Source organism: Salmonella enterica subsp. enterica serovar Typhimurium str. LT2 (assembly GCF_000006945.2).
Lineage (GTDB): Bacteria > Pseudomonadota > Gammaproteobacteria > Enterobacterales > Enterobacteriaceae > Salmonella > Salmonella enterica.
This window is the reverse complement of the sequence record NC_003197.2, coordinates 350,911-374,828: the sequence shown is the minus strand read 5'-3', so window position 1 is coordinate 374,828 and position 23,918 is coordinate 350,911. Positions and strand designations below refer to the sequence as shown.

Annotated in this window: 21 protein-coding genes, 1 tRNA gene, 2 pseudogenes and 25 other annotated features; of the genes and pseudogenes, 7 read left to right on the top strand and 17 right to left on the bottom strand. The window is 51.4% G+C overall.

Annotated features, from left to right (window positions below; all coding sequences use genetic code 11):
- Positions 1-5: 5 nt before the first annotated feature.
- The 5 genes and pseudogenes from STM0330 to STM0326 form a co-directional block, all read right to left on the bottom strand.
- Positions 6-639 (bottom strand): putative 3-isopropylmalate isomerase (dehydratase), subunit with LeuC gene (locus STM0330; protein NP_459325.1). Within the gene, positions 6-632 belong to an annotated coding region; the region does not span the whole gene.
- Positions 634-639, bottom strand: a ribosome-binding site (putative RBS for STM0330; RegulonDB:STMS1H000687). Its footprint overlaps the gene before it by 6 nt.
- Positions 634-2,063, bottom strand: a protein-coding gene (locus STM0329; RefSeq protein ID NP_459324.1) for a putative 3-isopropylmalate isomerase. Within the gene, positions 634-2,055 belong to an annotated coding region; the region does not span the whole gene. Before STM0329 ends, STM0330 begins: the two co-directional genes overlap by 6 nt.
- Positions 2,058-2,063, bottom strand: a ribosome-binding site (putative RBS for STM0329; RegulonDB:STMS1H000686). Its footprint overlaps the gene before it by 6 nt.
- A 123-nt stretch (positions 2,064-2,186) precedes the next feature.
- Positions 2,187-3,432 (bottom strand): putative permease gene (locus STM0328; protein ID NP_459323.3). Within the gene, positions 2,187-3,425 belong to an annotated coding region; the region does not span the whole gene.
- Positions 3,427-3,432, bottom strand: a ribosome-binding site (putative RBS for STM0328; RegulonDB:STMS1H000685). (Overlaps the previous gene by 6 nt.)
- Before the next feature lie 333 nt (positions 3,433-3,765).
- The gene (locus tag STM0327; RefSeq protein ID NP_459322.1) for a putative cytoplasmic protein occupies positions 3,766-4,103 on the bottom strand. Within the gene, positions 3,766-4,089 belong to an annotated coding region; the region does not span the whole gene.
- Positions 4,098-4,103, bottom strand: a ribosome-binding site (putative RBS for STM0327; RegulonDB:STMS1H000684). Its footprint overlaps the gene before it by 6 nt.
- Positions 4,104-4,198: 95 nt before the next feature.
- Positions 4,199-4,904, bottom strand: a pseudogene (locus STM0326) (pseudogene; frameshift; putative HSP70 class molecular chaperone).
- Between STM0326 and STM0325 the strand changes: the two are divergent.
- Positions 4,831-5,631, top strand: a complete 801-nt coding sequence (locus STM0325; protein NP_459321.1) for a putative IS3 transposase — start codon at positions 4,831-4,833, stop codon at positions 5,629-5,631. The pseudogene STM0326 and the gene STM0325 sit on opposite strands and share 74 nt — an antisense overlap.
- On the opposite strand, the gene STM0324 is transcribed toward STM0325, so the two are convergent.
- The 4 genes from STM0324 to proB form a co-directional block, all read right to left on the bottom strand.
- The gene (locus tag STM0324; protein NP_446779.1) for a putative inner membrane protein occupies positions 5,449-5,676 on the bottom strand. Within the gene, positions 5,449-5,670 belong to an annotated coding region; the region does not span the whole gene. The two genes, STM0325 and STM0324, sit on opposite strands and share 183 nt — an antisense overlap.
- Positions 5,671-5,676 (bottom strand) — a ribosome-binding site (putative RBS for STM0324; RegulonDB:STMS1H000682). (Overlaps the previous gene by 6 nt.)
- Positions 5,677-5,949: 273 nt before the next feature.
- Positions 5,950-6,022 (bottom strand) — tRNA-Thr (gene thrW, locus STM0323).
- A gap of 125 nt (positions 6,023-6,147) precedes the next feature.
- Positions 6,148-7,411, bottom strand: a protein-coding gene (gene proA / locus STM0322; protein NP_459319.1) for a gamma-glutamylphosphate reductase. Within the gene, positions 6,148-7,398 belong to an annotated coding region; the region does not span the whole gene.
- Positions 7,406-7,411, bottom strand: a ribosome-binding site (putative RBS for proA; RegulonDB:STMS1H000680). (Overlaps the previous gene by 6 nt.)
- Positions 7,410-8,520, bottom strand: a protein-coding gene (gene proB, locus STM0321; RefSeq protein NP_459318.1) for a gamma-glutamate kinase. Within the gene, positions 7,410-8,513 belong to an annotated coding region; the region does not span the whole gene. The genes proA and proB overlap by 2 nt, the downstream gene beginning before the upstream one ends.
- Positions 8,515-8,520, bottom strand: a ribosome-binding site (putative RBS for proB; RegulonDB:STMS1H000679). Its footprint overlaps the gene before it by 6 nt.
- 39 nt (positions 8,521-8,559) lie before the next feature.
- Positions 8,560-8,578 (top strand) — a protein binding site (putative binding site for PhoB, RegulonDB: STMS1H000339).
- Positions 8,579-8,649: 71 nt separating this feature from the next.
- Positions 8,650-8,658, top strand: a -35 signal (putative -35_signal for phoE; RegulonDB:STMLTH004580).
- On the opposite strand from proB, the gene phoE reads away from it, so the two are divergent.
- The gene (phoE, locus tag STM0320; protein NP_459317.1) for an outer membrane pore protein e (e,ic,nmpab) occupies positions 8,650-9,848 on the top strand. Within the gene, positions 8,796-9,848 belong to an annotated coding region; the region does not span the whole gene. Its footprint overlaps the feature before it by 9 nt.
- Positions 8,666-8,674: a -10 signal (putative -10_signal for phoE; RegulonDB:STMLTH004580), on the top strand. (Overlaps the previous gene by 9 nt.)
- Positions 8,682-8,700 (top strand) — a protein binding site (putative binding site for PhoB, RegulonDB: STMS1H000340).
- Positions 8,700-8,718: a protein binding site (putative binding site for PhoB, RegulonDB: STMS1H000341), on the top strand. Its footprint overlaps the feature before it by 1 nt.
- Positions 8,785-8,790 (top strand) — a ribosome-binding site (putative RBS for phoE; RegulonDB:STMS1H000678).
- Positions 9,849-9,898: 50 nt before the next feature.
- On the opposite strand, the gene crl is transcribed toward phoE, so the two are convergent.
- The 3 genes from crl to gpt all read right to left on the bottom strand — a co-directional run bounded on the left by crl (position 9,899) and on the right by gpt (position 12,167).
- Positions 9,899-10,312 (bottom strand): transcriptional regulator of cryptic csgA gene for curli surface fibers gene (gene crl / locus STM0319; RefSeq protein ID NP_459316.1). Within the gene, positions 9,899-10,300 belong to an annotated coding region; the region does not span the whole gene.
- Positions 10,307-10,312: a ribosome-binding site (putative RBS for crl; RegulonDB:STMS1H000677), on the bottom strand. (Overlaps the previous gene by 6 nt.)
- Before the next feature lie 45 nt (positions 10,313-10,357).
- Positions 10,358-11,617 (bottom strand): putative hydrolase of the alpha/beta superfamily gene (gene yafA / locus STM0318; RefSeq protein ID NP_459315.1). Within the gene, positions 10,358-11,602 belong to an annotated coding region; the region does not span the whole gene.
- Positions 11,612-11,617 (bottom strand) — a ribosome-binding site (putative RBS for yafA; RegulonDB:STMS1H000676). It overlaps the preceding gene by 6 nt.
- A gap of 73 nt (positions 11,618-11,690) precedes the next feature.
- Positions 11,691-12,167 (bottom strand): guanine-hypoxanthine phosphoribosyltransferase gene (gpt, locus tag STM0317; protein NP_459314.1). Within the gene, positions 11,691-12,149 belong to an annotated coding region; the region does not span the whole gene.
- Positions 12,162-12,167, bottom strand: a ribosome-binding site (putative RBS for gpt; RegulonDB:STMS1H000675). It overlaps the preceding gene by 6 nt.
- 217 nt (positions 12,168-12,384) lie before the next feature.
- Positions 12,385-12,390 (top strand) — a ribosome-binding site (putative RBS for pepD; RegulonDB:STMS1H000674).
- On the opposite strand from gpt, the gene pepD reads away from it, so the two are divergent.
- Positions 12,385-13,855 (top strand): aminoacyl-histidine dipeptidase (peptidase D) gene (gene pepD, locus STM0316; RefSeq protein NP_459313.1). Within the gene, positions 12,398-13,855 belong to an annotated coding region; the region does not span the whole gene. Its footprint overlaps the feature before it by 6 nt.
- A gap of 155 nt (positions 13,856-14,010) precedes the next feature.
- Here the strand turns inward: pepD and prfH are convergent.
- The 3 genes and pseudogenes from prfH to dinP form a co-directional block, all read right to left on the bottom strand.
- Positions 14,011-14,641 (bottom strand): putative peptide chain release factor gene (prfH, locus tag STM0315; protein ID NP_459312.1). Within the gene, positions 14,011-14,625 belong to an annotated coding region; the region does not span the whole gene.
- Positions 14,622-15,754 (bottom strand): annotated as a pseudogene (locus STM0314) (pseudogene; frameshift relative to E. coli probable peptide chain release factor (GB:AAC73340.1)). Before STM0314 ends, prfH begins: the two are co-directional and overlap by 20 nt.
- Positions 14,636-14,641 (bottom strand) — a ribosome-binding site (putative RBS for prfH; RegulonDB:STMS1H000673). (Overlaps the previous pseudogene by 6 nt.)
- Before the next feature lie 218 nt (positions 15,755-15,972).
- Positions 15,973-17,041 (bottom strand): DNA polymerase IV gene (gene dinP / locus STM0313; RefSeq protein ID NP_459311.1). Within the gene, positions 15,973-17,028 belong to an annotated coding region; the region does not span the whole gene.
- Positions 17,036-17,041 (bottom strand) — a ribosome-binding site (putative RBS for dinP; RegulonDB:STMS1H000671). (Overlaps the previous gene by 6 nt.)
- Positions 17,042-17,263: 222 nt before the next feature.
- Positions 17,264-17,269, top strand: a ribosome-binding site (putative RBS for yafK; RegulonDB:STMS1H000670).
- Between dinP and yafK the strand changes: the two genes are divergently transcribed.
- Positions 17,264-18,018 (top strand): putative periplasmic protein gene (gene yafK / locus STM0312; protein ID NP_459310.1). Within the gene, positions 17,278-18,018 belong to an annotated coding region; the region does not span the whole gene. Its footprint overlaps the feature before it by 6 nt.
- Here yafK and yafJ read toward each other — a convergent pair.
- Positions 17,989-18,766 (bottom strand): putative glutamine amidotransferase gene (yafJ, locus tag STM0311; RefSeq protein ID NP_459309.1). Within the gene, positions 17,989-18,756 belong to an annotated coding region; the region does not span the whole gene. The genes yafK and yafJ overlap by 30 nt on opposite strands.
- Positions 18,761-18,766 (bottom strand) — a ribosome-binding site (putative RBS for yafJ; RegulonDB:STMS1H000669). Its footprint overlaps the gene before it by 6 nt.
- A gap of 202 nt (positions 18,767-18,968) precedes the next feature.
- Positions 18,969-19,559 (bottom strand): phosphoheptose isomerase gene (ghmA, locus tag STM0310; RefSeq protein ID NP_459308.1). Within the gene, positions 18,969-19,547 belong to an annotated coding region; the region does not span the whole gene.
- Positions 19,554-19,559 (bottom strand) — a ribosome-binding site (putative RBS for ghmA; RegulonDB:STMS1H000668). Its footprint overlaps the gene before it by 6 nt.
- Positions 19,560-19,770: 211 nt before the next feature.
- Positions 19,771-19,776: a ribosome-binding site (putative RBS for yafH; RegulonDB:STMS1H000667), on the top strand.
- Between ghmA and yafH the strand changes: the two genes are divergently transcribed.
- From yafH to STM0307, 3 genes are all read left to right on the top strand, one after another.
- The gene (gene yafH, locus STM0309; protein ID NP_459307.1) for a putative acyl-CoA dehydrogenase occupies positions 19,771-22,231 on the top strand. Within the gene, positions 19,787-22,231 belong to an annotated coding region; the region does not span the whole gene. Its footprint overlaps the feature before it by 6 nt.
- A 94-nt stretch (positions 22,232-22,325) precedes the next feature.
- Positions 22,326-22,331 (top strand) — a ribosome-binding site (putative RBS for yafV; RegulonDB:STMS1H000666).
- Positions 22,326-23,107, top strand: a protein-coding gene (yafV, locus tag STM0308) for a putative amidohydrolase (RefSeq protein NP_459306.1). Within the gene, positions 22,340-23,107 belong to an annotated coding region; the region does not span the whole gene. Its footprint overlaps the feature before it by 6 nt.
- Before the next feature lie 363 nt (positions 23,108-23,470).
- Positions 23,471-23,476 (top strand) — a ribosome-binding site (putative RBS for STM0307; RegulonDB:STMS1H000665).
- Positions 23,471-23,885 (top strand): homology to Shigella VirG protein gene (locus STM0307; RefSeq protein NP_459305.1). Within the gene, positions 23,478-23,885 belong to an annotated coding region; the region does not span the whole gene. It overlaps the preceding feature by 6 nt.
- Positions 23,886-23,918: the final 33 nt, after the last annotated feature.

The following is a 23,918-nucleotide window of genomic DNA, read 5'->3' as shown; positions in this document are numbered from 1 at the left end:
CTTCCTTAACCGCGCGGGGATGCAGGGCGTTTTAGCCACGGCCGCCGTGAATAATGCGCAACCTCAAAATTTTCAATCTCCGGCAAGTATTGCAATGTCCAGGCTATCGCATCTTCGCCTGCGGCCAGCATCGCCCGTTTGAGTTCACTGATCACAAAGGAGATCGTTTCCTCTGCCGTCGTAATTTCGCAGCGATCGAGTGAAACAGTGATAGAATTGGTATCAGCACTCGCGGCAAGCTGCGCCAGGCGCGCCAAAGCAGGTTCATCTAATGAGACCGTGAGGATCCCGTTGCGTTGGCAGTTATCATCGAAAATGCCTGCAAATGTGCTACCTATCAGCCCCCGTACTCCCAGTTGTTTTAATCCCCATACGGCGTGTTCACGACTCGATCCACAGCCAAAATTGGGGCCAACCAGCAGGAATGTCGCGCTCTGCCAGCCCGGCATGTTCAGAATAAAATCAGGATTTGGTTGGCCGCCAGCCATAAAGCGACGATCGAAAAACACCCCTTTATCCAGCCCCTGGCGATCGATCCCTTTCAGGAACTGTTTTGGCATAATCACATCAGTGTCGATATTCGGTTCCAGCATCGGCGCAATTCGCCCGCTGATTTGCTTAAACGTATCCATCTTATTCCCCTGCCTGAAGTAATGACCGAACATCGACCAGATGCCCCGCTACCGCCGCCGCCGCAACCATCGCCGGGCTCATCAAATGCGTTCTTGCTCCAGCGCCCTGTCGTCCAGGGAAGTTACGGTTCGTACCTGATGCACAGCGATCGCCGGGCGACAATACATCTTCATTCATCGCAAGGCACATTGAGCAACCCGACTGCCGCCATTCAAAACCGGCAGCAATAAAGATTTTCGCCAGTCCTTCTTCTTCCGCCTGGCGTCTTACCATTGTTGAACCAGGCACAATGATCCCGCGAACATGGCTGGCGATTTTGCGCCCTTCAAGCACCTTCGCAACGGCACGCAAATCCTCAATGCGACCATTTGTGCATGAACCAATAAAAGCGTGAGAGATACGAATATCTTTCAGCAACATGCCAGCCGTTAATCCCATGTAATGAAGGGCCTTCTCAAGCGCCAGGCGCTTAAGCGGATTGGTTTCCTGTTCCGGGAAAGGAACACGTCCGGTGATGGAACCTGTTTGATCCGGACTGATTCCCCAGGTGACTTTAGGCTCAAGATCATGGCAGTTGATCGCCACCGTCTTATCAAATACCGCATCAGCATCGCTGCTCAACTGTGACCATTCCAGCAATGCCTGCTGCCAGAGTTCACCTACAGGCATTTGCGGTTTACCGTAGATATAGTCAAAAACCTTTTTATCCGGCGCAATAATGGCACCACGCGCCCCCGCTTCTACCGCCATGTTGCAGAGCGTCATTCGTCCTTCAACGCTCAACGCGCTGATGGCCTCACCCACAAATTCAATGGCATATCCCGTCGCGCCATCAGCGCCAATACGTTCAAGCAATTCAAGAACAATATCTTTTGCGGAACAGGCGAAAGGTAGCTCTCCCTGAACACTTACGCGCATGGTTTTGAGCTTGCGGTAAACCAGCGTCTGCGTGGCCAGCAGATGTTCAATTTCCGACGTCCCGATACCAAAGCCCAGCGCGCCAAATGCACCGTAGGTTGTCGTGTGACTATCCCCGGCGGCGATCACCATGCCAGGCATCACTAGCCCTTGTTCATGAGCAACCACGTGTTCAATCCCCTGACGCGGATCCAGCACATCAAATAATGTGATGCCAAAGTCAGCGGCATTTTCCCGAAAGTAATCAACCTGTAGCTGTCCTCCCGGATCGGTCATTAAGTCATCCCGTTGCGACCGCGTAGGATTAACATGGTCAATATTCAATAAAAACGTGTCGGGGTGCCGAACGGTGCGGCCGCGTTCTCTTAACCCGCTAAATGCCTGCGGGCTGGTATATTCATTCAGTATTGAACGATCAATATAAAGTAAAACATGTCCTTCGTTATCAAGTTCACGAATGGTATGTGACTCAACTAATTTTTCATACAGCGTTTTAGCAGACATATATATTCCTGGAGCAACGAATATCCGGGTAGCCAAATATTCACAATTTAAGCTTTTAGCTATAGTGACACATTAATGAAAAAATGATGATTCCATTATGGAAAGTATAAAAACACACTTCGTGTCTATAATCAGAAACTCTCCTGAACTGACTGTTTTTTGATTTGCGGTTGTTTCTCATATTTTGCGAAAATAAACCGGCAGATAAATAATCCTATCCCCAGCATCATCAGACATGATGCCGCAATAGCATTCCATCCCTGCCAGGAGAAAAGATACCCGTTTAAATACCCCATTACTGCACCGCCAGAGTAGTAGCAAAGCAGATAAAACGATGTCGCCTGTCCTTTTGCGTTTGGACTCCGTGAACTGACCCAGGCTAATACGGTGGAATGAGCAGAGAAAAATGCGACTGACAGTAAAACGATACCTGAAATGAAAACCCACAGAGAAGGGGCGATTAGCGTAAGAAATGCACCGACCATCATACAGATGATCAGCATACTGAGCGCATTCATCGACCCAATATTCAACGCGACACGGGCAGCATATGGCGCAAGAAAAAAAGTTAATGAGAAGCTAACTGGAATCAAACCTATCCAGGTGTAGCTCAGCTCATAAGGCGGTCGATGCAGGTAAAACGCCAGAAAATTAAAGATGGATGTAAAAGAGCCGAAAAGAATAAATCCAATGACAAAACATAATGATACGCGGATATTCTTAAAATGTTCCAACCCGCCTTTCAACACTGCACCAAGCTGTAGTGAAGGTGTAGGAACAAACTGTCGGGATGTCGGGAGAAACAACTTCACCGCGAGTGCCATAGCAATCAGAACACCACCGAAGATAAAGAAAATCGTATCTATAGATACATGCTCCATCATCAAAGTTGCAAACACACGACCAGACATACTCCCTAGCGAATTGCCAAAAATAAAATATCCAGTAACAATCCCTGCCAAAGCAGGAGAGACTTCTTCACTGATATAGACTGTAACGGCCGCCGTAATACCACTTACTGCAATGCCGAGCAAAGCGCGGTATACCACCAGCATCGGCCATGATGATGCAGTTGCGCACAATAGAGTTAAAATACCTCCTGCCAGCAACGAATAAAAAATGATTGGCTTTCGCCCAAAACGGTCAGATAACGTGCCGCTAAATAACATGGCTAATGCCAGAAACCCCACCTCAGCAGATAAAATCATCCCTACCTGATTCAATGGGATATTATAAACCTCACTTAACTTTGGTAATAAAGCCTGGATTGAATATAAAGAAGCTAACTCTGCCAAACCCGCCAGAGGTAATATCATTAAAATAGGCAAGTACTTACCTATTGTCTCTTCAATATTATTTTTCATACACAATGTTCCGTAAAAGATCCTGATTGCCATCTGCCTGTTTGCCAACAAACATCCGTGTATACAATATTTATCTTTTACGTTTACAGAATTGACAGCGTTCACATTTTATTTTTCTTAATAGAGACGAAATGGAATCAAGTGTTTTATGAAATGTAGATCATCTAAGAATGACGCGGTAATGGCAACGTAGTAAGTTATGAACTATATATTTATTCAATAAATATATAGACATTAATTTGACGAAAAGAAATGAATCGGCAGTCCAAAACTGTCACTGGCAACCCTTCTGGACGCCGCCATCCTTAGATGGAAACGTCCGTTAGCGTTTTATTCGATAGTCAGCTCACACGAGTTCTTTGAGCTGCTCCTGCATATAGGTCGAAAAATACTCTGGGTTTTTGATAAGGATGCGGTTACCGGAGGCGACTTTTTCTGCCCATCCGGCCACTTTTTTCGTGAACTCAGGATTCCATCCCTCCTGCTCACCTCGTGCCACCACAACTTCCGGGCTTACTGGCACGCCTAAATCATGCAAATACTTTAAAATTCCCTTAGCGGTACTTTCATCCATTGAATGGGGTACTGACGCCGATGTGTTCATACCACCAATAAAATCCAAGGCTTTCTCAATTGCTGTTGGCATGCTCTTATCCTTAAAATTAACCACGTGAGAGACACCTTGATACTATGTACCCAACTCCGCCGGGATATCAAAGAGAACATCGCCTTTCTTTGACTTACCCCGCAGCTAAACGCTTGCGCGGCTGTTTTCTGCACTATTTTTTGGCTTCTCCGGCTAAAACCAGCCCGGTCGCTACCGCATTGCGCGGGCCTTCAGTACCACAGATATTACCCTGCCCGGCGACAACGCCGTACTGCGCCAGCGCATCGGTGATCATCTGCGGAATTTCAAAATCCAGCGATGAGCCACCTACCAGCACCACAAAAGTGATATCGCGAATCGAGCCGCCGGGCGAGACCTGACGTAACGCGCGCAGACAGTTGGTCACAAAGACTTTCTCTTTGGCCTGACGGCGCACCAGACGAATCTTCTCCAGCGAGGTCTGGTTATCGACCGGGATCAGCTCGCCCTCTTTCAGATACACCACTTTGGCAAATACTGACGGGCTAAGCGGTTCACGAAAAAACTCCACCGCGCCGTTCTCGTGGCGAATGCTGAACAGGCTCTCCACTTTGGCCAGCGGGTATTTCCTCTGCCAAAAACGGATCGCTTAAGCCAAGCTCCGTTTGAATCAACAGGCTGACCATATTCCCCGCCCCGGCAAGGTGTACCGCCTTCACTACGCCATCGTTATTGATAATGGCGGCATCGGTGGATCCTGCGCCTAAATCGAGGATCGCCAGCGGAGCGTCGCATCCAGGCGTCGTTAACGCGCCAGCCACAGCCATGTTGGCTTCCACACCACCGACTTCAACTGGGGTATTTAACCGGGCGCTTAGCTCGCTGGCGATAGCCTGCATCTGTAAGCGGTACGTCTGGCATCAGCGTCGTCATCAGATAAACCGGCGTCAGCGGTTCCACCTTGTCTGTGATAACGTCTTCCGGGAAGCATTCAGTGACGCAAAACAACGCTATGGTGCGCCACGCCTGACGGATGAGCTTCGTGCTCAGGGTTACCAGTTCAACGTGAAAACCGTGGCGGCCAGCCTGCGTCGGCAGGGGCTGCGGGCGAAAGCCTCGCGCCGGTTCCGTCCGGTCAGTTACCGCAAACATGGTCTGCCAGTCTCAGAGAATCTGCTGAAGCAGGACTTTTACGCCAGCGGCCCGAATCAGAAGTGGGTGGGTGACATCACGTATCTTCGCACTGGTGAAGGCTGGCTTTATCTGGCCGTGGTTATCGATCTGTGGTCGCGGTCAGTCATTGGCTGGTCGATGTCTTCGCGGATGACAGCACAGCTTGCCTGCGATGCGTTACAGATGGCGCTGTGGCGGCGTAAATGTCCGGAAAATGTCATCGTGCATACAGACAGAGGCGGTCAGTACTGTTCAACGGATTATCAGAGCTTACTGAAACGCCATAATCTGCGGGGAAGTATGAGCGCCAGAGGTTGTTGTTACGACAATGCCTGTGCGGAAAGCTTCTTCCATACGCTGAAGGTGGAATGTATCCACGGAGAGGACTTTGTCAGCCGGGAAATAATGCGGACAGCAGTGTTTAATTATAGTGAGTGTGATTACAATCGGTAGCGTCGTCACAGTGCCTGTGGCGGTCTCAGTCCGGAACAATTTGAAAACCAGAACCTCGCTTAGGGTTGTGCCCATATTACGCGGGTAGGATCAGAGTACATAGCTCTGAGACGGAATCATTAACATGATGGAATGTAGAATCTTTCCAATACGTATTCAGCCTATCAAATGGTAGGCCAACTCATGGCGCATGGTAAACAAGAAATCATCTTTGGGTTAGGTGGGATACTGCTTATGTTTTGCTAGTTGTGTACCCGAGAGTGTACCCGAGAGCAAAAAATGGTGTTTTTGAGAAATGAGGTTGTACATAAGTGATTGATTTAGATGGTGCCGATAATAGGAGTCGAACCTACGACCTTCGCATTACGAATGCGCTGCTCTACCAACTGAGCTATATCGGCCCTGAGAAGGGTGTGTTCACGCGGGTGAATCACGGGGTAGAAGGTTAAAACTAACCGGGCGGTGCGTCAATAGCCTTGCTACTCAACCGGCTATTTTTGCACCGCTCGTCATTAATTACGCACGAATCGTACCATCGCCAAAGCCGATCCACTTATAGGTGGTAAGCGCTTCAAGCCCCATCGGACCGCGGGCATGTAATTTCTGCGTGCTGACCGCCACTTCTGCGCCAAGCCCAAACTGCCCGCCGTCGGTAAAACGGGTAGAGGCGTTGACATAAACCGCAGCGGAATCCACTTCGTTCACGAAACGCGCAGCATTATGCATATCGCACGTTAAAATCGCATCGGAGTGCTGAGTACCATGTTCGCGAATGTGGGCGATAGCGCCATCCATATTTTCGACCACCACAACGTTCAGATCCAGAGACAGAAACTCGTTATCCAGCTCTTCCGGTTTCAGCGGCACCAGTTTGGCAGGGCCATGCAGTACCTGCATGACGGTTTCATCCCCATGCAACGTTACGCCGCTCTCCGCCATCTGCTTGCTCAGCGCAGGCAAAAAGCGTTCTGCGATGTCCTGATGCACCAGCAAGGTTTCCACCGTGTTACAGGTGCTCGGGCGCTGGGTTTTGGCGTTAACAATAATCTTCAGCGCCGGGGCGATGTCTGCGCTGCTATCAACAAAAATATGGCACACGCCAATCCCGCCGGTAATCACCGGAATGGTGGATTGCTCGCGGCACAGTTTATGCAAGCCTGCGCCGCCGCGCGGGATCAGCATATCGATGTACTTATCCATACGCAGCATTTCATTGACCAGCGAACGGTCCGGATTATCAATCGCCTGAACCGCCGCCTCCGGTAAACCGCAAGCTTTCAGCGCCTTCTGAATGACACGAACGGTTGCGGCATTCGTGCGATACGTCTCCTTCCCACCGCGTAGAATCACCGCATTACCGGTTTTCAGACACAAAGAAGCCACATCAACGGTAACATTCGGACGCGCCTCATAGATAACGCCAACCACGCCCAACGGCACGCGGCGGCGCTCCAGACGTAGCCCGCTGTCCAGCAGACCGCCGTCGATCACCTGCCCGACCGGGTCGGCGAGATTACAGACCTGGCGCACATCGTCAGCAATCGCTTTCAGACGCGCAGGGGTCAGCGCCAGGCGGTCCAGCATCGCTTCGCTCAGGCCATTGGCTCGCGCCTGCTCAACATCTTGTACGTTCGCGCTGAGGATACTTTCCATTTGCGCTTCCAGTTCATCGGCTATTTTTTCCAGCACGCGATTTTTTTCGCCGCTGGAGAGCAGCGCCAGCTTATACGACGCCGCTTTAGCAGCAATGCCCATTTGTTCCAGCATATGCCTGTTCCTTATCGAGTAATCATGTCATCACGATGAACAGCGACCGGGCCATATTCATAGCCCAGAATCGCATCGATTTGTTGAGAGTGGTGACCGGCTATCCGCCGCAGAGCATCACTGTTATAACGGCTGACGCCATGAGCAATATCACGCCCTTGCAGGTTACAAATTCTGATGACCTCCCCCCGCGAGAAATTGCCCGTCACGCTTTTGATGCCTTTTGGCAGAAGTGAACTGCCACGTTCCAGCATTGCCGCGGTCGCGCCTTCATCAACCGTAATTTCACCTGCCGGCGGCGCGCCGAAGATCCAACGTTTGCGGTTTTCCAGCGGCGAGGCTTGCGCATGAAAACGGGTGCCGACGGAAATCCCCTCCATCACATCGCCGATCACGCCCGGTTTACTGCCTGAGGCAATAATCGTATCAATACCCGCGCGACAGGCCACGTCTGCCGCCTGAAGCTTAGTGCTCATACCACCGGTTCCCAGCCCGGAAACGCTGTCTCCCGCGATAGAGCGCAGCGCATCGTCAACGCCATACACATCTTTGATAAGCTCCGCCTGCGGATTGCTACGCGGATCGGCGGTAAATAATCCTTGCTGATCGGTCAGCAGCAGCAGTTTATCCGCGCCTGCCAGGATCGCCGCCAGCGCGGAGAGGTTATCGTTGTCGCCCACTTTAATTTCCGCTGTCGCAACGGCATCATTTTCATTGATAACCGGCACAATATGGTTATCCAGTAATGCACGTAGCGTATCGCGGGCGTTCAGAAAGCGCTCTCTGTCTTCCATATCCGCACGCGTCAACAGCATCTGCCCGATATGGATACCGTAAATTGAAAACAACTGCTCCCACAGTTGAATCAAGCGGCTTTGCCCTACCGCCGCCAGAAGCTGTTTAGAGGCAATTGTTGCCGGCAGTTCCGGGTAGCCGAGATGTTCACGTCCGGCGGCAATCGCGCCAGAGGTAACAATAACAATACGATGTCCCGCGGCGTGTAACTGCGCGCACTGGCGGACAAGTTCTACGATATGGGCACGGTTCAGGCGGCGCGATCCGCCTGTTAGCACGCTGGTGCCGAGTTTTACGACCAGCGTCTGGCTGTCACTCATGATTCTCTGCCGTTCAAAATAAGAAATAAAGACCAAATGAACGTTTTAGCAGGACTGGCTCCGGTTGCCAACAACCTGTACGCGTAGCGTGAAATTTTGTTGCGCAGGATCAGCAAGCGTAGCGGCGGAATTTGACCATTTTATTACCGCAACAATTAAACATATTTTTTTAAAAAAATTCTCACTTTGTCATAAATCTTTCATTACCGAACGTTAAAAACCTTCCTGTTTTTTACCGGGTTTCCCGACAAATCATAGCGCGTAATTAAAACAGGAATGGAAATGAATAAAAGCACTCTGGCAATAGTGGTGAGTATCATCGCATCAGCATCTGTTCACGCCGCCGAGGTTTACAATAAAAACGGTAATAAGCTTGATGTGTATGGAAAAGTTAAAGCCATGCACTATATGAGCGATTATGACAGCAAAGATGGCGATCAAAGCTACGTTCGTTTTGGTTTTAAAGGCGAAACGCAAATTAACGATCAATTGACCGGCTACGGGCGCTGGGAAGCTGAGTTTGCCAGTAATAAAGCCGAAAGTGATTCGTCCCAGCAAAAAACCCGCCTGGCCTTTGCTGGCCTGAAATTAAAAGATATCGGTTCTTTTGACTATGGACGTAACCTGGGCGCGCTGTACGATGTTGAGGCCTGGACGGATATGTTTCCCGAATTCGGCGGCGACTCTTCCGCCCAGACCGATAATTTTATGACTAAACGCGCCAGCGGGCTGGCGACTTACCGCAATACCGATTTCTTCGGCATCGTTGATGGACTGGATCTTACCTTACAGTATCAGGGGAAAAACGAAGATCGCGATGTGAAAAAGCAAAACGGCGACGGCTTCGGCACATCCGTGAGCTATGATTTCGGCGGCAGCGATTTTGCCGTCAGCGGCGCTTATACTCTCTCCGATCGCACCAGGGAGCAAAATCTGCAGCGCCGCGGTACGGGCGATAAAGCCGAAGCCTGGGCTACGGGTGTTAAGTATGACGCTAATGATATTTATATTGCGACCTTCTATTCAGAAACCCGCAACATGACGCCAGTTTCCGGCGGATTTGCCAATAAAACCCAAAACTTCGAAGCGGTTATCCAGTATCAGTTTGATTTTGGTCTGCGTCCGTCATTAGGCTATGTGCTGTCAAAAGGCAAAGATATTGAGGGCGTCGGCAGTGAGGATTTGGTGAATTACATTGACGTTGGCGCAACCTATTACTTCAACAAAAATATGTCCGCGTTTGTAGATTACAAAATCAATCAGCTTGATAGCGATAACACGTTAGGCATTAATGACGATGATATTGTGGCAATAGGGTTGACCTACCAGTTCTGATAAGTCGCATTGTGCCTGATGGCGCTGCGCCATCAGGCATGGCAGCAGGGTTATGCCGACAGTTTTACCGGCTCGTCGTTGAAATCGTCAGACGGCTCCAGCGCCAGCTCCATAGAAATCAGCAGGTCGCGTAGTTTTTCATGAAACTCGCGTAGCGTGTATTCCAGTCGCTCCACCACTTCGGTTTCGTTAATCGGCACTACGGTCCAGTTGCCCTCTTTATCAAACAAACCAAACTGATAACGATAAGTGAAGCGTTTCTCTTGTGCTTCCAGCTCCATCCACCAGCCCCAAAATTCACGCTTCTCTGGCGCGGGCTTCACGTTGACGCAAACTGCCAGGCAATCGAAAAAAAAACGATTGTCTTCGCACTGCCCTTCCCGGATATAGGGGCCAAGCGCGGTAAATTTCTTGATCAATCTACTTTTCGGGTGTCCACTCGGTAACGTCATTGCGATCTCCTTTAATGAAGCAACTGTTTTACCAAATCAATAGAATTTATCAATCTATTAACACAATCTATGATTAATCCAGTCGGTAATTTCTTGCAGCGCGCGGTCAAAATTGCGGTACACCGGGTTAAAAGGGATCTCTATCAGCTTACCGTCTGAAGATGATGTTGTAATTAAGCGAGACTCTTCTTCCGGGCTGAAGGGATCGTTTTTCCAGAAGCCGGAAAGCATTGGCGTAGGACAACGTCTGCCCAGTAGCCCCTGTACTTTCAACGAATAGCGATTGAGCTCCACACGCAGCGCCTCATCCGAAGCATCATGCATACCCAGACGGCTGGCCAGCACATCCAGATACATCTCCGGCACCGTGCTCTGTCGTTGCGGATCGCTAAGTAGCGCATGGACCACCGGCCCCAGGCAAGCCACCGCTTTCAAACGCGGCGCTTCCAGATAGGCCAGACGCACCGCAACGTTGGCGCCAAAACGGAAACCAAACGCCGCAACACGGGTATGATCCACCCAGGGGACATTAGGAAGCGCTTTTAACACATGCTGATGGAGCAAGCTGGAATCCTGGGTTAATTTCCACTTTGATGAAAATCCAACCGAAGGCATATCAAGCGTTAACATCGCGATACCGCGCGGCGCGAAATAGCGTTCATACAGGGTGTAATAGTCGGTTTGCATGGCGTCCAGGCCGCCGCACATGAGCACCGTCGGAAACGGGCCATCCCCTTTCGGCATATGTAAAAACGCGGTGACAGGCGAACCGCCAGGAACGGCAAATTCCATTTCACGTAACGAGCCTGGCAACCGCTGCGCGGCCTCTTCATAGGCGCGATTCGCCAACGCCTGCGCCTGCTCCGCCAGCTCATCGCCCTTCAAATGCGGGTAGGCGGCAATGTTATAGAGCGTTGAGGCATGAAGCCAGTAGCGTCCGCTGCGCATGGCGTCCTGTTCCTGACAGGCTTTCTGCTGCCAGTCCATCGCCTGCTTTGCCCACTCATAAATCCAGTTGCCGCCGCGGTAACCGATGACCGTATCGTATAAATCATCATCCGTTCGCTCTGCGTCGCTCATCACAATGCGCGCCTGCACATCAAGGATTTCTCGTGGGTCAACGCCGCGCCAAATCCACATCAGGCGGTTTATCATGCGATACCAGTGCGGGACGTTCTTACCGTCCAGCGCGGATTGCATGGGCGGCTGCGACCCACGATTGAACCGACGGACAAGGGTAGACGTTTCAGTATGTTTAAAGCGGGGTTTGAACAGGGTTTCGCTGAGGTTAGCCTGTGTCATTCGTGCAGCCTCCTTGGATACTCATAGAGGCTTATTGTAACCAATAAAACAGCGCCCGGCATTGCCGGGCGCTCTGAAAAGCTGCTGATTAACGACCTGAAATCGGCGGTACAAATACCACACCCATATCCCAGGGCTGCTCAATCCAGGTGTTCTGAGGAATATCAATAACATAATCATCAACCAGCGGACGGCCCGCCGGTTTAGCGAAAATCGTGACGAAATGCGCTTTAGGGTACATTTCGCGAATCGCGACGGCGGTGCCGCCGGTATCGACCAGATCGTCGATGACGATAAAGCCTTCGCCGTCGCCTTCTGCACGTTTCAGCACTTTCAGTTCGCGCTGGTTATCGTGATCGTAGCTGGAGATGCATACGGTATCGACATGACGAATGCCCAATTCACGCGCCAGTAGTGCGCCCGGTACAAGGCCGCCACGACTTACGGCAATAATGCCTTTCCATTGTTCTGAAGGCATGAGGCGGCTCGCCAGTTTGCGTGCGTGAATCTGCAACATGTCCCAGGTGACGACGTATTTTTCGCTCATGTGAAGTGTCCCAGCCTGTTTATCTACGGCTTAAAAAGTGTTCGAGGGGGAAATAGTTGCGCGAGATTATAGAGACCTGACGCGCTAAAAACCAGTGTTTAGCGGAATCCACGCCTCTTTTTGTATGCTTTATACTACCCGCAGGCGGAGAAAGTGGTATTCTCAGTCGCATCTCGTAAGAGTTATCAATTCCGCTAACCCTGTGGCCTGTAAGAACGTTTTTCAGACCACCGCCAAGGAGACTTATCGTGTCTGAACTGTCTCAGTTATCACCACAACCTTTGTGGGATATTTTTGCCAAAATCTGTTCTATTCCTCACCCGTCCTATCACGAAGAGCAACTCGCGGAACATATTGTGAGTTGGGCCAAAGAGAAAGGCCTTTACGTGGATCGCGACCAGGTCGGTAATATTCTGATCCGTAAGCCCGCCACTGCAGGTATGGAAAATCGCAAGCCGGTCGTTTTACAGGCGCATCTGGATATGGTGCCGCAAAAAAATAGCGACACCGTTCACGACTTCACTACAGATCCTATCCAGCCTTATATTGATGGCGAATGGGTTAAAGCGCGCGGTACTACGCTCGGCGCCGACAATGGTATTGGAATGGCTTCTGCGTTAGCGGTACTGGCTGATGATAATGTCGTCCATGGCCCGCTGGAAGTGCTGCTGACCATGACCGAAGAAGCGGGCATGGATGGCGCGTTCGGCCTCCAGTCCGGCTGGTTGCAGGCCGACATCCTGATCAACACCGACTCTGAAGAAGAAGGTGAGATCTATATGGGCTGCGCAGGCGGTATTGATTTTACCTCTAATCTGCCGTTGACCCGTGAAGCTGTACCCGCAGGATTTGCGTGCTTTAAGCTAACCCTGAAAGGCCTGAAAGGCGGCCACTCCGGTGGTGAAATTCACCTCGGTCTTGGCAATGCCAACAAATTGCTGGCGCGTTTTCTGGCCGGGCACGCAGAAGAACTGGATCTGCGTCTGATCGATTTCAACGGCGGCACGCTGCGTAACGCGATTCCGCGCGAAGCGTTCGCTACCCTCGCCGTTGCCGCAGACAACGTAGGCGCGCTGAAAACATTAGTGAACGCTTACCAGGATATTCTGAAAAACGAACTGGCGGAAAAAGAGAAAAACCTGACGCTGCAACTCAATGAGGTTGCCAGTGATAAAGCCGCATTGACCGCGCCGTCACGCGATACCTTTGTGCGCCTGCTGAACGCAACGCCGAACGGCGTGATCCGCAATTCAGACGTGGCGAAAGGCGTAGTGGAAACATCGCTGAACGTTGGCGTGGTCACAATGTCCGATGCGAATGTCGAAATTCACTGCCTGATTCGCTCTCTTATCGACAGCGGTAAAGATTATGTGGTGAGTATGCTGGATTCGCTGGGCAAGCTGGCTGGCGCGAAAACCGAAGCAAAAGGCAGCTATCCTGGCTGGCAGCCCGATGCGAACTCGCCGGTGATGCACCTGGTGCGGGAAACCTATCAGCGTCTGTTCAACAAGACACCGAACATCCAGATTATCCACGCCGGCCTGGAATGCGGTCTGTTTAAGAAACCCTATCCGGATATGGACATGGTTTCTATTGGGCCTACCATTACCGGACCTCACTCTCCGGATGAGCAGGTACATATCGAAAGCGTCGGCCACTACTGGACTCTGCTGACCGAATTGCTGAAAGCGATTCCTGCGAAGTAAGAAAGCGCTAAAATGCCCGTCCCATTTCTGGACGGGCTATCAATATGGAATATCGGGTATCCATTGCCAGATAAGCTCTCCTGGATGCGCTGAAATAGCGCTGCGGCTACACGCGAATAGCCAGACAGCCCTATAACAGCGCCAGTAACACCGAATTATTGTGGCGTAAACGCCATTCCTTTAAATATCCGCAGCGGATTGCCGCGCTCAATCTGATGATGGAACAGACGCCTTTCAGACTTCAATGCCGCACACTCATTTTGCCGTTGCTGTTCCAGCCGCCAGGCAATCAGCAGCCGGGCCAGACGCTTATTCGCATGTTGACTGCGCTCCGACTGAACCTTCACGCTAATCCCGCTCGCCAGGTGCGTGGCCCGCACTGCCGAGTCGGTTTTATTAACGTGCTGCCCACCCGGGCCGGAAGAGCGCAAAGTCTCGAAACGAATCTCATCAGACTGTATGTGCTCGTCGGCGGAAAAGCGCCCAATGCCGACGTACCAGTTTTTTCGCCCATGGTGCGGACGATACGGGCTGGTACAAATCCACAGTAACGTGCCGCACCAACGTTCACTGAAAGCCATAGCTTTTTCGCCGTCCAGCGAGACCAGCGCGGAACGCAGCGTGTCTGGTAATCGTCCCGGCTCTGTTTCAAGTCGCGTCAGCGATACCTTTTCTCTGGCAGCTTCTTTCGTCAGACAATCCAGCGCTTTTTTTACCGCCAGACAACACTCGTCCGGTCCCTGCGCAGAAGAAAGTTGCAGTAAGATCATGCGCTTTTCTCCCCTGAGGTTTTCAGCGTCAGCACCGGACGCAGGCAGGCAACTGGCGTAATCAGTCCGGCGTCTGCCAGACAATCCACAACGCTATCGATGGATTTATACGCCTGCGGCGCTTCTTCATAAATGAGCTGGCGATCGCGGCAAATCACCCGGCTACCCATCCCGGTACGGCAGAGCTGTCGCGGGGTAAATTTTGCCGATAACCGGTCTTTACACTCGGTACGCATCCATTTGCGCCATGCGCCAGGGAGAAGAGGCTCTCCTCGCTGACGACGGGTTTCACCAGCCAGCTATAATCGCCGCGCGAGCCGGGGATAATCACCAGTCCCTGCCCATCTGGCGTAGCGCCTTTACGGTGCAGCCACCCCGCCTCACCCGCGACAGTACAGGGTTCAACGAAGTTATGCGCCACATCCAGCCGCGGTTCGCCCTCAGCCCTGAGCTGTTGCAGTATCCGGCGGGCAATCAGCGCGCGATTACTGCGGGCAAATGCCAGCGCATCGTCATGTTCTGCAAGGTAGCGGCGCGCATCGTCGCTATCTTCCGGCAAACCGTTATGCGAAAACGCCTCCACATGACGACGCAGGATAGTTTGCCCCAGACCGCGTGAACCACTGTGTACCAGCAGTAATAACTGCGCTTTTTGCAACCCCGACAAAGCGAACGAATCAGCATCGACGATGCGATCGACCTGCTGCAGCTCGGCAAAATGATTGCCGCCGCCAATGGAACCCAGCGCAGAGCGCCACGAATGATGCTGCATTGCGGCGGGGACATTCTCCTCCAGCCACTGCGCGTCCGCCACGTCAGTCAGCGACGCCAGCCGCTTCTCCAGTTTATCGGCGTTATATTTACGCCCTAAAATATCCGTTTGCCATAACGCCATGCCGCAGCCGATATCGTTGCCGACCAGCGCCGGATAAAAGCGTCCACGCGAGAAAAAGGCTGCGCCAATAGGATAGCCACGCCCCGGATGCAGATCTGGCATCCCGATAACGCGTTTCATACCGGTTAACTTAGCCGTCGTATATAATTGTTGGATCGCGGAATCTTCGATCCACAGGTTATCTGATGCGATAGAAAATACCACATCTGATAAAGGACGAATATAATTGCCCATATACCATTCCATATATGAATTAAAAAATCAGGAAATGGCAGACTAATCCAGGGCAATAAAAGAAAATTAATCCTGGAAAGGTCTGCAAAGTGCGTTCAGAGAATAAAGTGTCATGATGAACCTCCTTTGCAGTTATTGAGAATGAGAAAACGCGGGTATAGTAATACTGAAATTTAGATGGCGCAATCGTAATAGTGATAAAATATTAATGGCCTGACTTATAACCCTAACACCAACTGTCGTTCCAGTTGAGGGTCGAGCAGCGTTACGTGTAGCCCCACCAGCCGTACGCCGCGCTCGCCGCGACGCTCGTCCCAGGTTTTACGGGCGGTGGTAATTAAGTCTTCTTTATTTAATTGCGGCCAGACATGTTCCTGAGTGGTTTGCTGAAAATCATTAAATTTTAATTTAACGCCCTGTCGGGCAATCAGTAAATCGGGCTTTACTATAGCCAGACGACGCTCCAGTTCCGGATATAAATGTTCAATAATGGCCTCGCAGTCCGACCATTCATGAATATCCTCCGCCAGAGTACGCTCAACACCTACCGATTTACGCAGCCTTTCGCTGTTAACATCACGCTCGTCAATACCCTGACTACGCTCCCATAATACCCGGCCAAATTTACCAAAGCGTTTGAGAAGCATCGCCAGATCGCACTGTTGAATATCCCCGCAGGTTCTTAACCCCATATTTTCCAGTTTGGCGGCGGAAACTTTCCCCACGCCTGGAATTTTGGCTAACGGCAACGTTTTAAGAAAGTCGGGTACATCGGCTGGCGTAATAACATATTGTCCGTTCGGTTTATTGAGATCGGAGGCGATCTTCGCCAGAAATTTCACTGGCGCAACGCCGGCGGAGGCGGTGAGTTGCAGTTCATTGAAAATAGTCTGACGAATCTCCCTGGCGATCAGAGTTGCCGAACCATAACAGTGCGGGCTGTCAGTCACATCCAGCCAGGCTTCATCCAGCGAGAGCGGTTCAATCAGTGAAGTGTAGCGGGAAAAGATGTCACGTACATGCCGCGAAGCCTCTTTATAGGCGTCAAAGCGGCCAGGCAGTAAGGTGAGATGGGGGCACAGCTTTAGCGCCATGGCGGTCGGCATCGCGCTACGTACGCCAAACTGGCGCGCAGGATAGTTGGCGGTACTGATAACGCCTCTTCGCTCACGACTCCCGCCAATGGCAATGGGGATATCGCGTAACGCCGGATTATCACGCATCTCTACCGCGGCAAAAAAACAGTCCATATCAACATGTATGATTTTGCGCATCGCTCGCCCCCACAATACTGTTTAAGTGTACAGTATGTTTTATTGCGCGCAAAGAGACATTCGCGTTAAAAATGCGACATATTCGAAGGTATGACGACGAAAGCGGCGGGAAAATTGTAAACGTACACACGGGGACTTGCGAAAAACTGCCGTGGTGCTAATGTGAGCGCTCCAAATCCAGATTACTCCGATTTGGGGACTCTTTTGCCGTTCTGGCGTGTGTAACCGTTTTATCAAGGAACAAGCAGTATGCGTAAAATCGCATTTTTTCTTGCGATGCTTCTGATGCCGTGCGTCTCATTTGCCGGTTTGCTGAGCAGCAGCAGCCCCGTCACGCCGGTCAGTAAAGAGTATAAGCAGCAGTTAATGGGCTCACCGGTCTATATTCAGATTTTTAAAGAAGAGCGCACCCTTGATCTCTACGTCAAAATGGGTGAGCAATACCAGTTGCTTGATAGCTACAAAATTTGCAACTATTCCGGCGGGTTAGGCCCGAAACGCCGTCAGGGCGATTTTAAAAGTCCGGAAGGGTTTTACAGCGTTCAGCGTAATCAACTCAAACCAGACAGCCGTTTTTATAAGGCCATCAACATTGGTTTTCCCAATGCCTACGATCGCGCGCATGGCTATGATGGTAAATATCTGATGATTCACGGCGCCTGTGTTTCCGTCGGCTGCTATGCCATGACCGACAGCGGCATTGATGAGATTTTCCAGTTTGTCACCGCCGCGCTGGTCTTTGGTCAGCCGAGCGTGCAGGTGAGTATTTATCCGTTCCGGATGACCGACGCCAATATGCAGCGTCATAAATATTCATATTACAAAGATTTCTGGGCGCAGCTAAAACCCGGCTACGATTATTTTGAACAGACGCATAAGCCGCCGACTGTTTCTATCGTTGATGGACGTTACGTCGTGAGCAAACCGTTGAGTCACGAAGTCGTTCAGCCACAGCTGGCCTCAAATTATACGCTCTCCGAGGCAAAATAACGCCCATTCGCCTGGCATAATCTTTTGCCAGGTTTCATTCCCCGTTAGCGGCTGGGTAGCAATCACGGTAACCACGTCATTTGGCGTGGTCTGTGAACTGAAATCAATTTCCATATCCTGATCCACCAGCGTGGCTACGCCAAACGGCGCCCGGCGAGTGATCCAGTGCAAATGGGTTGAGCAAAACGCCATCACATATCGCCCATCTGACAGCAGCATGTTAAAAACGCCTTTTTCACGTAATACCGTCGCCAGTGTCGCAATATATTTAAATACCGCCGTCATGTTGCCCGGCGTGCGGGGATAACGCTGCGTTAATTTATGCAATAGCCAGCAAAACGCTTTTTCGCTGTCGGTTTCCCCCACCGGACGAAAATTACCGGTTTCCAGCGACTTATAACCGTTGAGCTGACCGTTATGAGCATAAGTCCAGTTGCGTCCCCATAATTCCCGGGTAAAAGGGTGTGTATTTTCCAGCGCCACTTCACCGCGATTAGCCTGACGGATATGGGCGATAACCGAGCAGGACTTGATCGGGTAATTCTGTACCAGTTTCGCAATCGGCGAATGGTAGCTCGGTTGCGGATCTTTAAACGTGCGACAGCCCTTTCCTTCGTAAAAGGTAATTCCCCAGCCGTCTTTATGCGGCCCGGTTCCGCCGCCACGCTGCACCAGTCCGGTGAAGCTAAAGCAGATATCCGTCGGCACATTGGCGCTCATCCCAAGCAGTTCGCACATATATCACCTCCACAAACGCCTTAAGCGGGAAGGCGTAATTTTTACAGCCAATCAAATCTCAAAATATCCAAGAAAACAATATGCTATACCCTAAATAATTCGAGTTGCAGGAAGGCGGTAAGGGAGGAAATCCCCAGGAACATAGATAACTCTGTGACTGGGGTTTCTGAGCGCAACCAACGCACCTGCAGCTTGAAGTATGACGGGTATAGTTATTTAACCATCTCTTTTTCGATCAACTGAATCAAAATATGAATTACTTTGATATGAATTTCCTGAATACGATCGGCATAACCGAAGTGCGGTACGCGAATTTCAATATCCGCCGTTCCCGCCATTTTGCCGCCGTCTTTGCCGGTCAACGTAATCACTTTCATGCCTTTTTCACGGGCCGCGGCAATCGCTTTAATCACGTTACCAGAGTTACCCGACGTCGAGATCCCTAACAGGACATCGCCTTCGCGCCCTACCGCCTCAACGTAACGAGAGAAAATATAGTCATAGCCAAAATCATTACTGACGCAGGATATATGGCTAACATCAGAAATCGCAATTGCCGGGTAGCCCGGACGATTTTCACGATAACGACCTGTCAGCTCTTCAGCAAAGTGCATCGCATCGCAATGGGAGCCGCCGTTACCGCAGGAAAGTACCTTACCACCCGCTTTAAAACTGTCAGCCAACAGGACCGCCGCGCGCTGAATGGCGTGAATATTGGCGTCATCTTTTAAAAAATTAGCCAGCGTTTCCGCCGCTTCGTTCAGTTCGTTACGAATAAGATCCTGGTACATGAGGATATCCTTCAGCATGAATGTAAATGACAGTATGCAGTGTACCGGATAGCAGTACAGGCGAGAAGCATAAGCCGAATTAACGCCTCACGCTTTTGATTTTTCGTGCCCCCAAAAACGGCAACAATGTGAGCTTTGTTGTAATTATTTTGTAAACACATTGCTAAAAAATTTTACATCCACTACAACCTAATCATCACAAGTGGTCAGACCTCCTACAAGCAAGGGAGCTTTTCGTTATGATGATTTTGAGTATTATCGCTACGGTTGTTCTGCTCGGCGCATTGTTCTATCACCGCGTGAGTTTATTTCTCAGCAGCCTGATTCTGCTCGCCTGGACCGCCGCACTTGGCGTCGCTGGCCTGTGGTCCATCTGGCTGTTGGTTCCTCTGGCCATTATCCTCGTGCCGTTTAACCTCACACCGATGCGAAAATCAATGATTTCCGCACCGGTGTTCCGCGGCTTCCGTAAGGTCATGCCGCCGATGTCGCGCACTGAGAAAGAAGCGATTGATGCCGGTACAACCTGGTGGGAAGGCGATCTGTTCCAGGGCAAGCCTGACTGGAAAAAACTGCACAACTATCCGCAACCGCAACTCACTGCCGAAGAGCAAGCGTTTCTCGACGGTCCGGTAGAAGAAGCGTGCCGGATGGCGAACGATTTCCAGATTACCCATGAACTGGCGGATCTGCCGCCGGAACTGTGGGCTTATCTGAAAGAGCATCGTTTTTTTGCGATGATCATTAAAAAAGAGTACGGCGGACTGGAGTTCTCCGCTTATGCGCAGTCCCGTGTACTGCAAAAACTGTCCGGCGTCTCCGGGATTCTGGCTATCACCGTCGGCGTTCCAAACTCACTCGGCCCTGGCGAGTTGTTGCAGCACTATGGTACGGAAGAGCAGAAGAATCACTATCTGCCGCGACTGGCGCGCGGCCAGGAGATCCCCTGCTTTGCGCTGACCAGCCCGGAAGCAGGTTCTGATGCAGGCGCCATTCCGGATACCGGCGTGGTTTGCATGGGCGAATGGCAGGGCCAGCAGGTGCTGGGTATGCGCCTGACCTGGAACAAGCGTTACATTACGCTGGCACCGATAGCTACCGTGTTGGGCCTGGCGTTTAAGCTTTCCGATCCGGATAGATTGTTAGGCGGAGAAGAAGAGCTGGGTATTACCTGTGCCCTGATCCCCACCTCAACGCCGGGTGTGGAAATTGGTCGTCGTCACTTCCCGCTTAACGTTCCGTTCCAGAATGGTCCAACCCGCGGTAACGATATTTTCGTGCCTATTGATTATATTATCGGCGGCCCCAAAATGGCCGGACAAGGCTGGCGTATGCTGGTGGAATGTTTGTCGGTAGGACGCGGTATTACCCTGCCGTCCAACTCCACTGGCGGGGTGAAATCCGTCGCGCTGGCAACCGGCGCCTATGCTCACATTCGTCGTCAGTTCAAAATATCTATCGGCAAGATGGAAGGTATTGAGGAACCGCTGGCGCGTATTGCAGGTAACGCTTATGTGATGGATGCCGCCGCATCGTTAATCACCTATGGCATTATGCTGGGTGAAAAACCGGCGGTACTGTCGGCTATCGTGAAGTACCACTGCACCCACCGTGGCCAGCAGTCCATTATCGACGCGATGGATATCACTGGGGGTAAAGGCATTATGCTGGGCGAGAGCAACTTCCTGGCGCGTGCTTACCAGGGCGCGCCTATCGCGATCACCGTGGAAGGCGCGAATATCCTGACCCGTAGCATGATGATCTTTGGTCAGGGCGCCATTCGCTGCCATCCTTATGTACTGGAAGAGATGGCCGCAGCGCAGAATAATGATGTGAATGCCTTTGATAAGCTGTTGTTTAAACATATCGGCCATGTCGGCAGCAATACCGTCCGCAGTTTCTGGCTTGGCCTGACCCGCGGATTAACGAGCCATACGCCAACCGGCGACGCCACGAAGCGTTATTACCAGCATCTGAACCGACTGAGCGCAAACCTGGCGCTGCTGTCTGACGTGTCAATGGCGGTACTGGGCGGCAGCCTGAAACGCCGCGAGCGTATCTCCGCGCGTCTGGGCGATGTGTTGAGTCAGCTTTATCTGGCCTCAGCCGTACTGAAGCGTTACGACGACGAAGGTCGCCACGAAGCCGACCTGCCGCTGGTGCACTGGGGCGTACAGGATGCGCTGTATCGTGCTGAACAAGCGATGGACGATCTGCTGCAGAACTTCCCGAACCGCGTCGTGGCCGGATTGCTCACCGCGATGATCTTCCCGACTGGCCGTCATTATCTGGCGCCGTCTGATAAGCTGGATCACGCCGTGGCGAAGATCCTACAGGTGCCGAACGCCACACGTTCACGCATTGGGCGCGGTCAGTATCTGACGCCCGCCGAACATAATCCGGTCGGTTTACTGGAAGAAGCGCTGCGTGATGTCATCGCTGCCGACCCTATCCACCAGCGCATCTGCAAAGAACTGGGTAAAAATCTGCCGTTTACTCGTCTGGATGAACTGGCGCGCAATGCGCTGGCGAAAGGGCTTATAGATAAAGATGAAGCCGCCATCCTGGCGAAAGCGGAAGAGAGCCGCCTGCGCAGTATCAACGTTGATGATTTTGAACCTGAAGCGCTGGCGACCAAACCGGTAAAGCTGCCGGAGAAAGTGCGTAAAGTCGAAGCCGCATAATCAGTCTCGTGTCTTTCCTGCCCCGCTTTCGCGGGGCTTTTTCTTGCCGCTTTTTTATTATTGCTCATGCTACAGTGTAAAGACGCTGTTCAATGAGGAGCTCCGATCGTGTCTGGTTTGAAAATTACTCTGTTGCAACAACCTTTAGTCTGGATGGACGGCCCGGCAAACCTGCGTCATTTTGACAGACAGCTAGAGCTCGTATCTGGCCGGGATGTGATTGTTCTGCCTGAAATGTTTACCACCGGCTTCGCGATGGAGGCCGCTAATAACTCACTTTCGCAAGATAGCGTGATTACGTGGATGCAGGCCAAAGCCCGACAAACTGACGCTCTGATTGCCGGCAGCGCGGCGCTACAAACTGAGCGCGGCGCCGTAAATCGCTTCTTACTGGTTGAACCGGAAGGCAAGGTTCATCTCTATGATAAGCGCCATCTGTTTCGTATGGCGGATGAACATCAACATTATGCCGCAGGCGATAAACGCATCATCGTGCAGTGGCGCGGTTGGCGCATTCTGCCGCTGATCTGTTACGATCTGCGCTTTCCGATATGGTCGCGCAACCGCAATGATTACGATCTGGCGCTGTATGTAGCGAACTGGCCTGCGCCGCGCTCGCTACACTGGCAAACATTACTGACGGCGCGCGCTATTGAAAATCAGGCTTATGTCGCAGGCTGCAACCGGGTTGGCACCGATGGTAACGGGCTACATTATCGCGGCGATAGCCGGATCATTAATCCCCAGGGCGACATTATCGCCACCGCCGAACCACACCAGGCGACACGTATCGATGCCGATCTTTCTCTCGTCGCCTTGCAGGACTATCGCGAAAAATTTCCAGCCTGGCGCGATGCCGATCCATTCACCTTGTAAGCAACCTGCCGCTCACCGCGGCGGGATTGTTTCACTCCGTAACTCTCCGTAAAACAAATTCGCGTGGCGTAATGTGGCAGGCAACGTATTCTGACTAAGAGCCTATCCCACCAGGCGTTATTGGCGCAGCCAGTTTGGACACGGACAGCGCGCAAAAACCGGAGCGTACACGTAGTACGTGAGGTTTGACTCGCTACGCTCGCCCTTCGGGCCGCCGCTAGCGGCGTTCAAAACGCTAACGCGTTTTGGCGAGCACTGCCCAGGTCCAAAATGGCAAGTAAAATAGCCCTACTGGGATAGGCTCTAAGATAATTGCTCGCCATTCGTGGGTAATAAAAACGGTTAATCACTCCCTTATCAGGATATCTTCATGAAAAACTTTGTACGCACAACTTTACTGGCAGCGACTCTGGCGGGCGTTTCTTTTGGCGCTTTCGCCACCGCTGTCCCCAATCCTCCCCTGCCCGCCCAGGATCCTATTGTCCAGCATCTGAAGCTGACAAACGATCAGATTACCCGGATCAAAAAACTTCACCAACAACTGGAAACCGACGTCAGTCAGATTTCTATGAAGGGAATTAAAGACGGTGCGCTGATAGAGGTGATTAAATCCGGTAAATGGGATGACGCCGCCGTAAAACAGCAGCTTGCAGCCTTCAGTAACATAGAACAACAGGCTCGCTATTATCGGGTTAAATATTATTTTGATTTAAGCAAAGTCTTAACACCAGAACAGCGTCAACAGGTACAACAAGATCTCGCCCAGGCACTTGAGTAAATATTTTTGCCCGTTATTCCGGGATAACGGGCT

Excerpts from the sequence above, each read along its gene's own strand:
- STM0330 (NP_459325.1), bottom strand. The coding sequence starts at position 632 with ATGGATACGTTTAAGCAAATCAGCGGGCGAATTGCGCCGATGCTGGAA.
- STM0329 (NP_459324.1), bottom strand. The coding sequence starts at position 2,055 with ATGTCTGCTAAAACGCTGTATGAAAAATTAGTTGAGTCACATACCATT.
- STM0325 (NP_459321.1), top strand. The coding sequence starts at position 4,831 with ATGTTGGCTTCCACACCACCGACTTCAACTGGGGTATTTAACCGGGCG.
- proA (NP_459319.1), bottom strand. The coding sequence starts at position 7,398 with ATGCTGGAACAAATGGGCATTGCTGCTAAAGCGGCGTCGTATAAGCTG.
- proB (NP_459318.1), bottom strand. The coding sequence starts at position 8,513 with ATGAGTGACAGCCAGACGCTGGTCGTAAAACTCGGCACCAGCGTGCTA.
- phoE (NP_459317.1), top strand. The coding sequence starts at position 8,796 with ATGAATAAAAGCACTCTGGCAATAGTGGTGAGTATCATCGCATCAGCA.
- crl (NP_459316.1), bottom strand. The coding sequence starts at position 10,300 with ATGACGTTACCGAGTGGACACCCGAAAAGTAGATTGATCAAGAAATTT.
- yafA (NP_459315.1), bottom strand. The coding sequence starts at position 11,602 with ATGACACAGGCTAACCTCAGCGAAACCCTGTTCAAACCCCGCTTTAAA.
- gpt (NP_459314.1), bottom strand. The coding sequence starts at position 12,149 with ATGAGCGAAAAATACGTCGTCACCTGGGACATGTTGCAGATTCACGCA.
- prfH (NP_459312.1), bottom strand. The coding sequence starts at position 14,625 with ATGATCTTACTGCAACTTTCTTCTGCGCAGGGACCGGACGAGTGTTGT.
- dinP (NP_459311.1), bottom strand. The coding sequence starts at position 17,028 with ATGCGCAAAATCATACATGTTGATATGGACTGTTTTTTTGCCGCGGTA.
- yafK (NP_459310.1), top strand. The coding sequence starts at position 17,278 with ATGCGTAAAATCGCATTTTTTCTTGCGATGCTTCTGATGCCGTGCGTC.
- yafJ (NP_459309.1), bottom strand. The coding sequence starts at position 18,756 with ATGTGCGAACTGCTTGGGATGAGCGCCAATGTGCCGACGGATATCTGC.
- ghmA (NP_459308.1), bottom strand. The coding sequence starts at position 19,547 with ATGTACCAGGATCTTATTCGTAACGAACTGAACGAAGCGGCGGAAACG.
- yafH (NP_459307.1), top strand. The coding sequence starts at position 19,787 with ATGATGATTTTGAGTATTATCGCTACGGTTGTTCTGCTCGGCGCATTG.
- STM0307 (NP_459305.1), top strand. The coding sequence starts at position 23,478 with ATGAAAAACTTTGTACGCACAACTTTACTGGCAGCGACTCTGGCGGGC.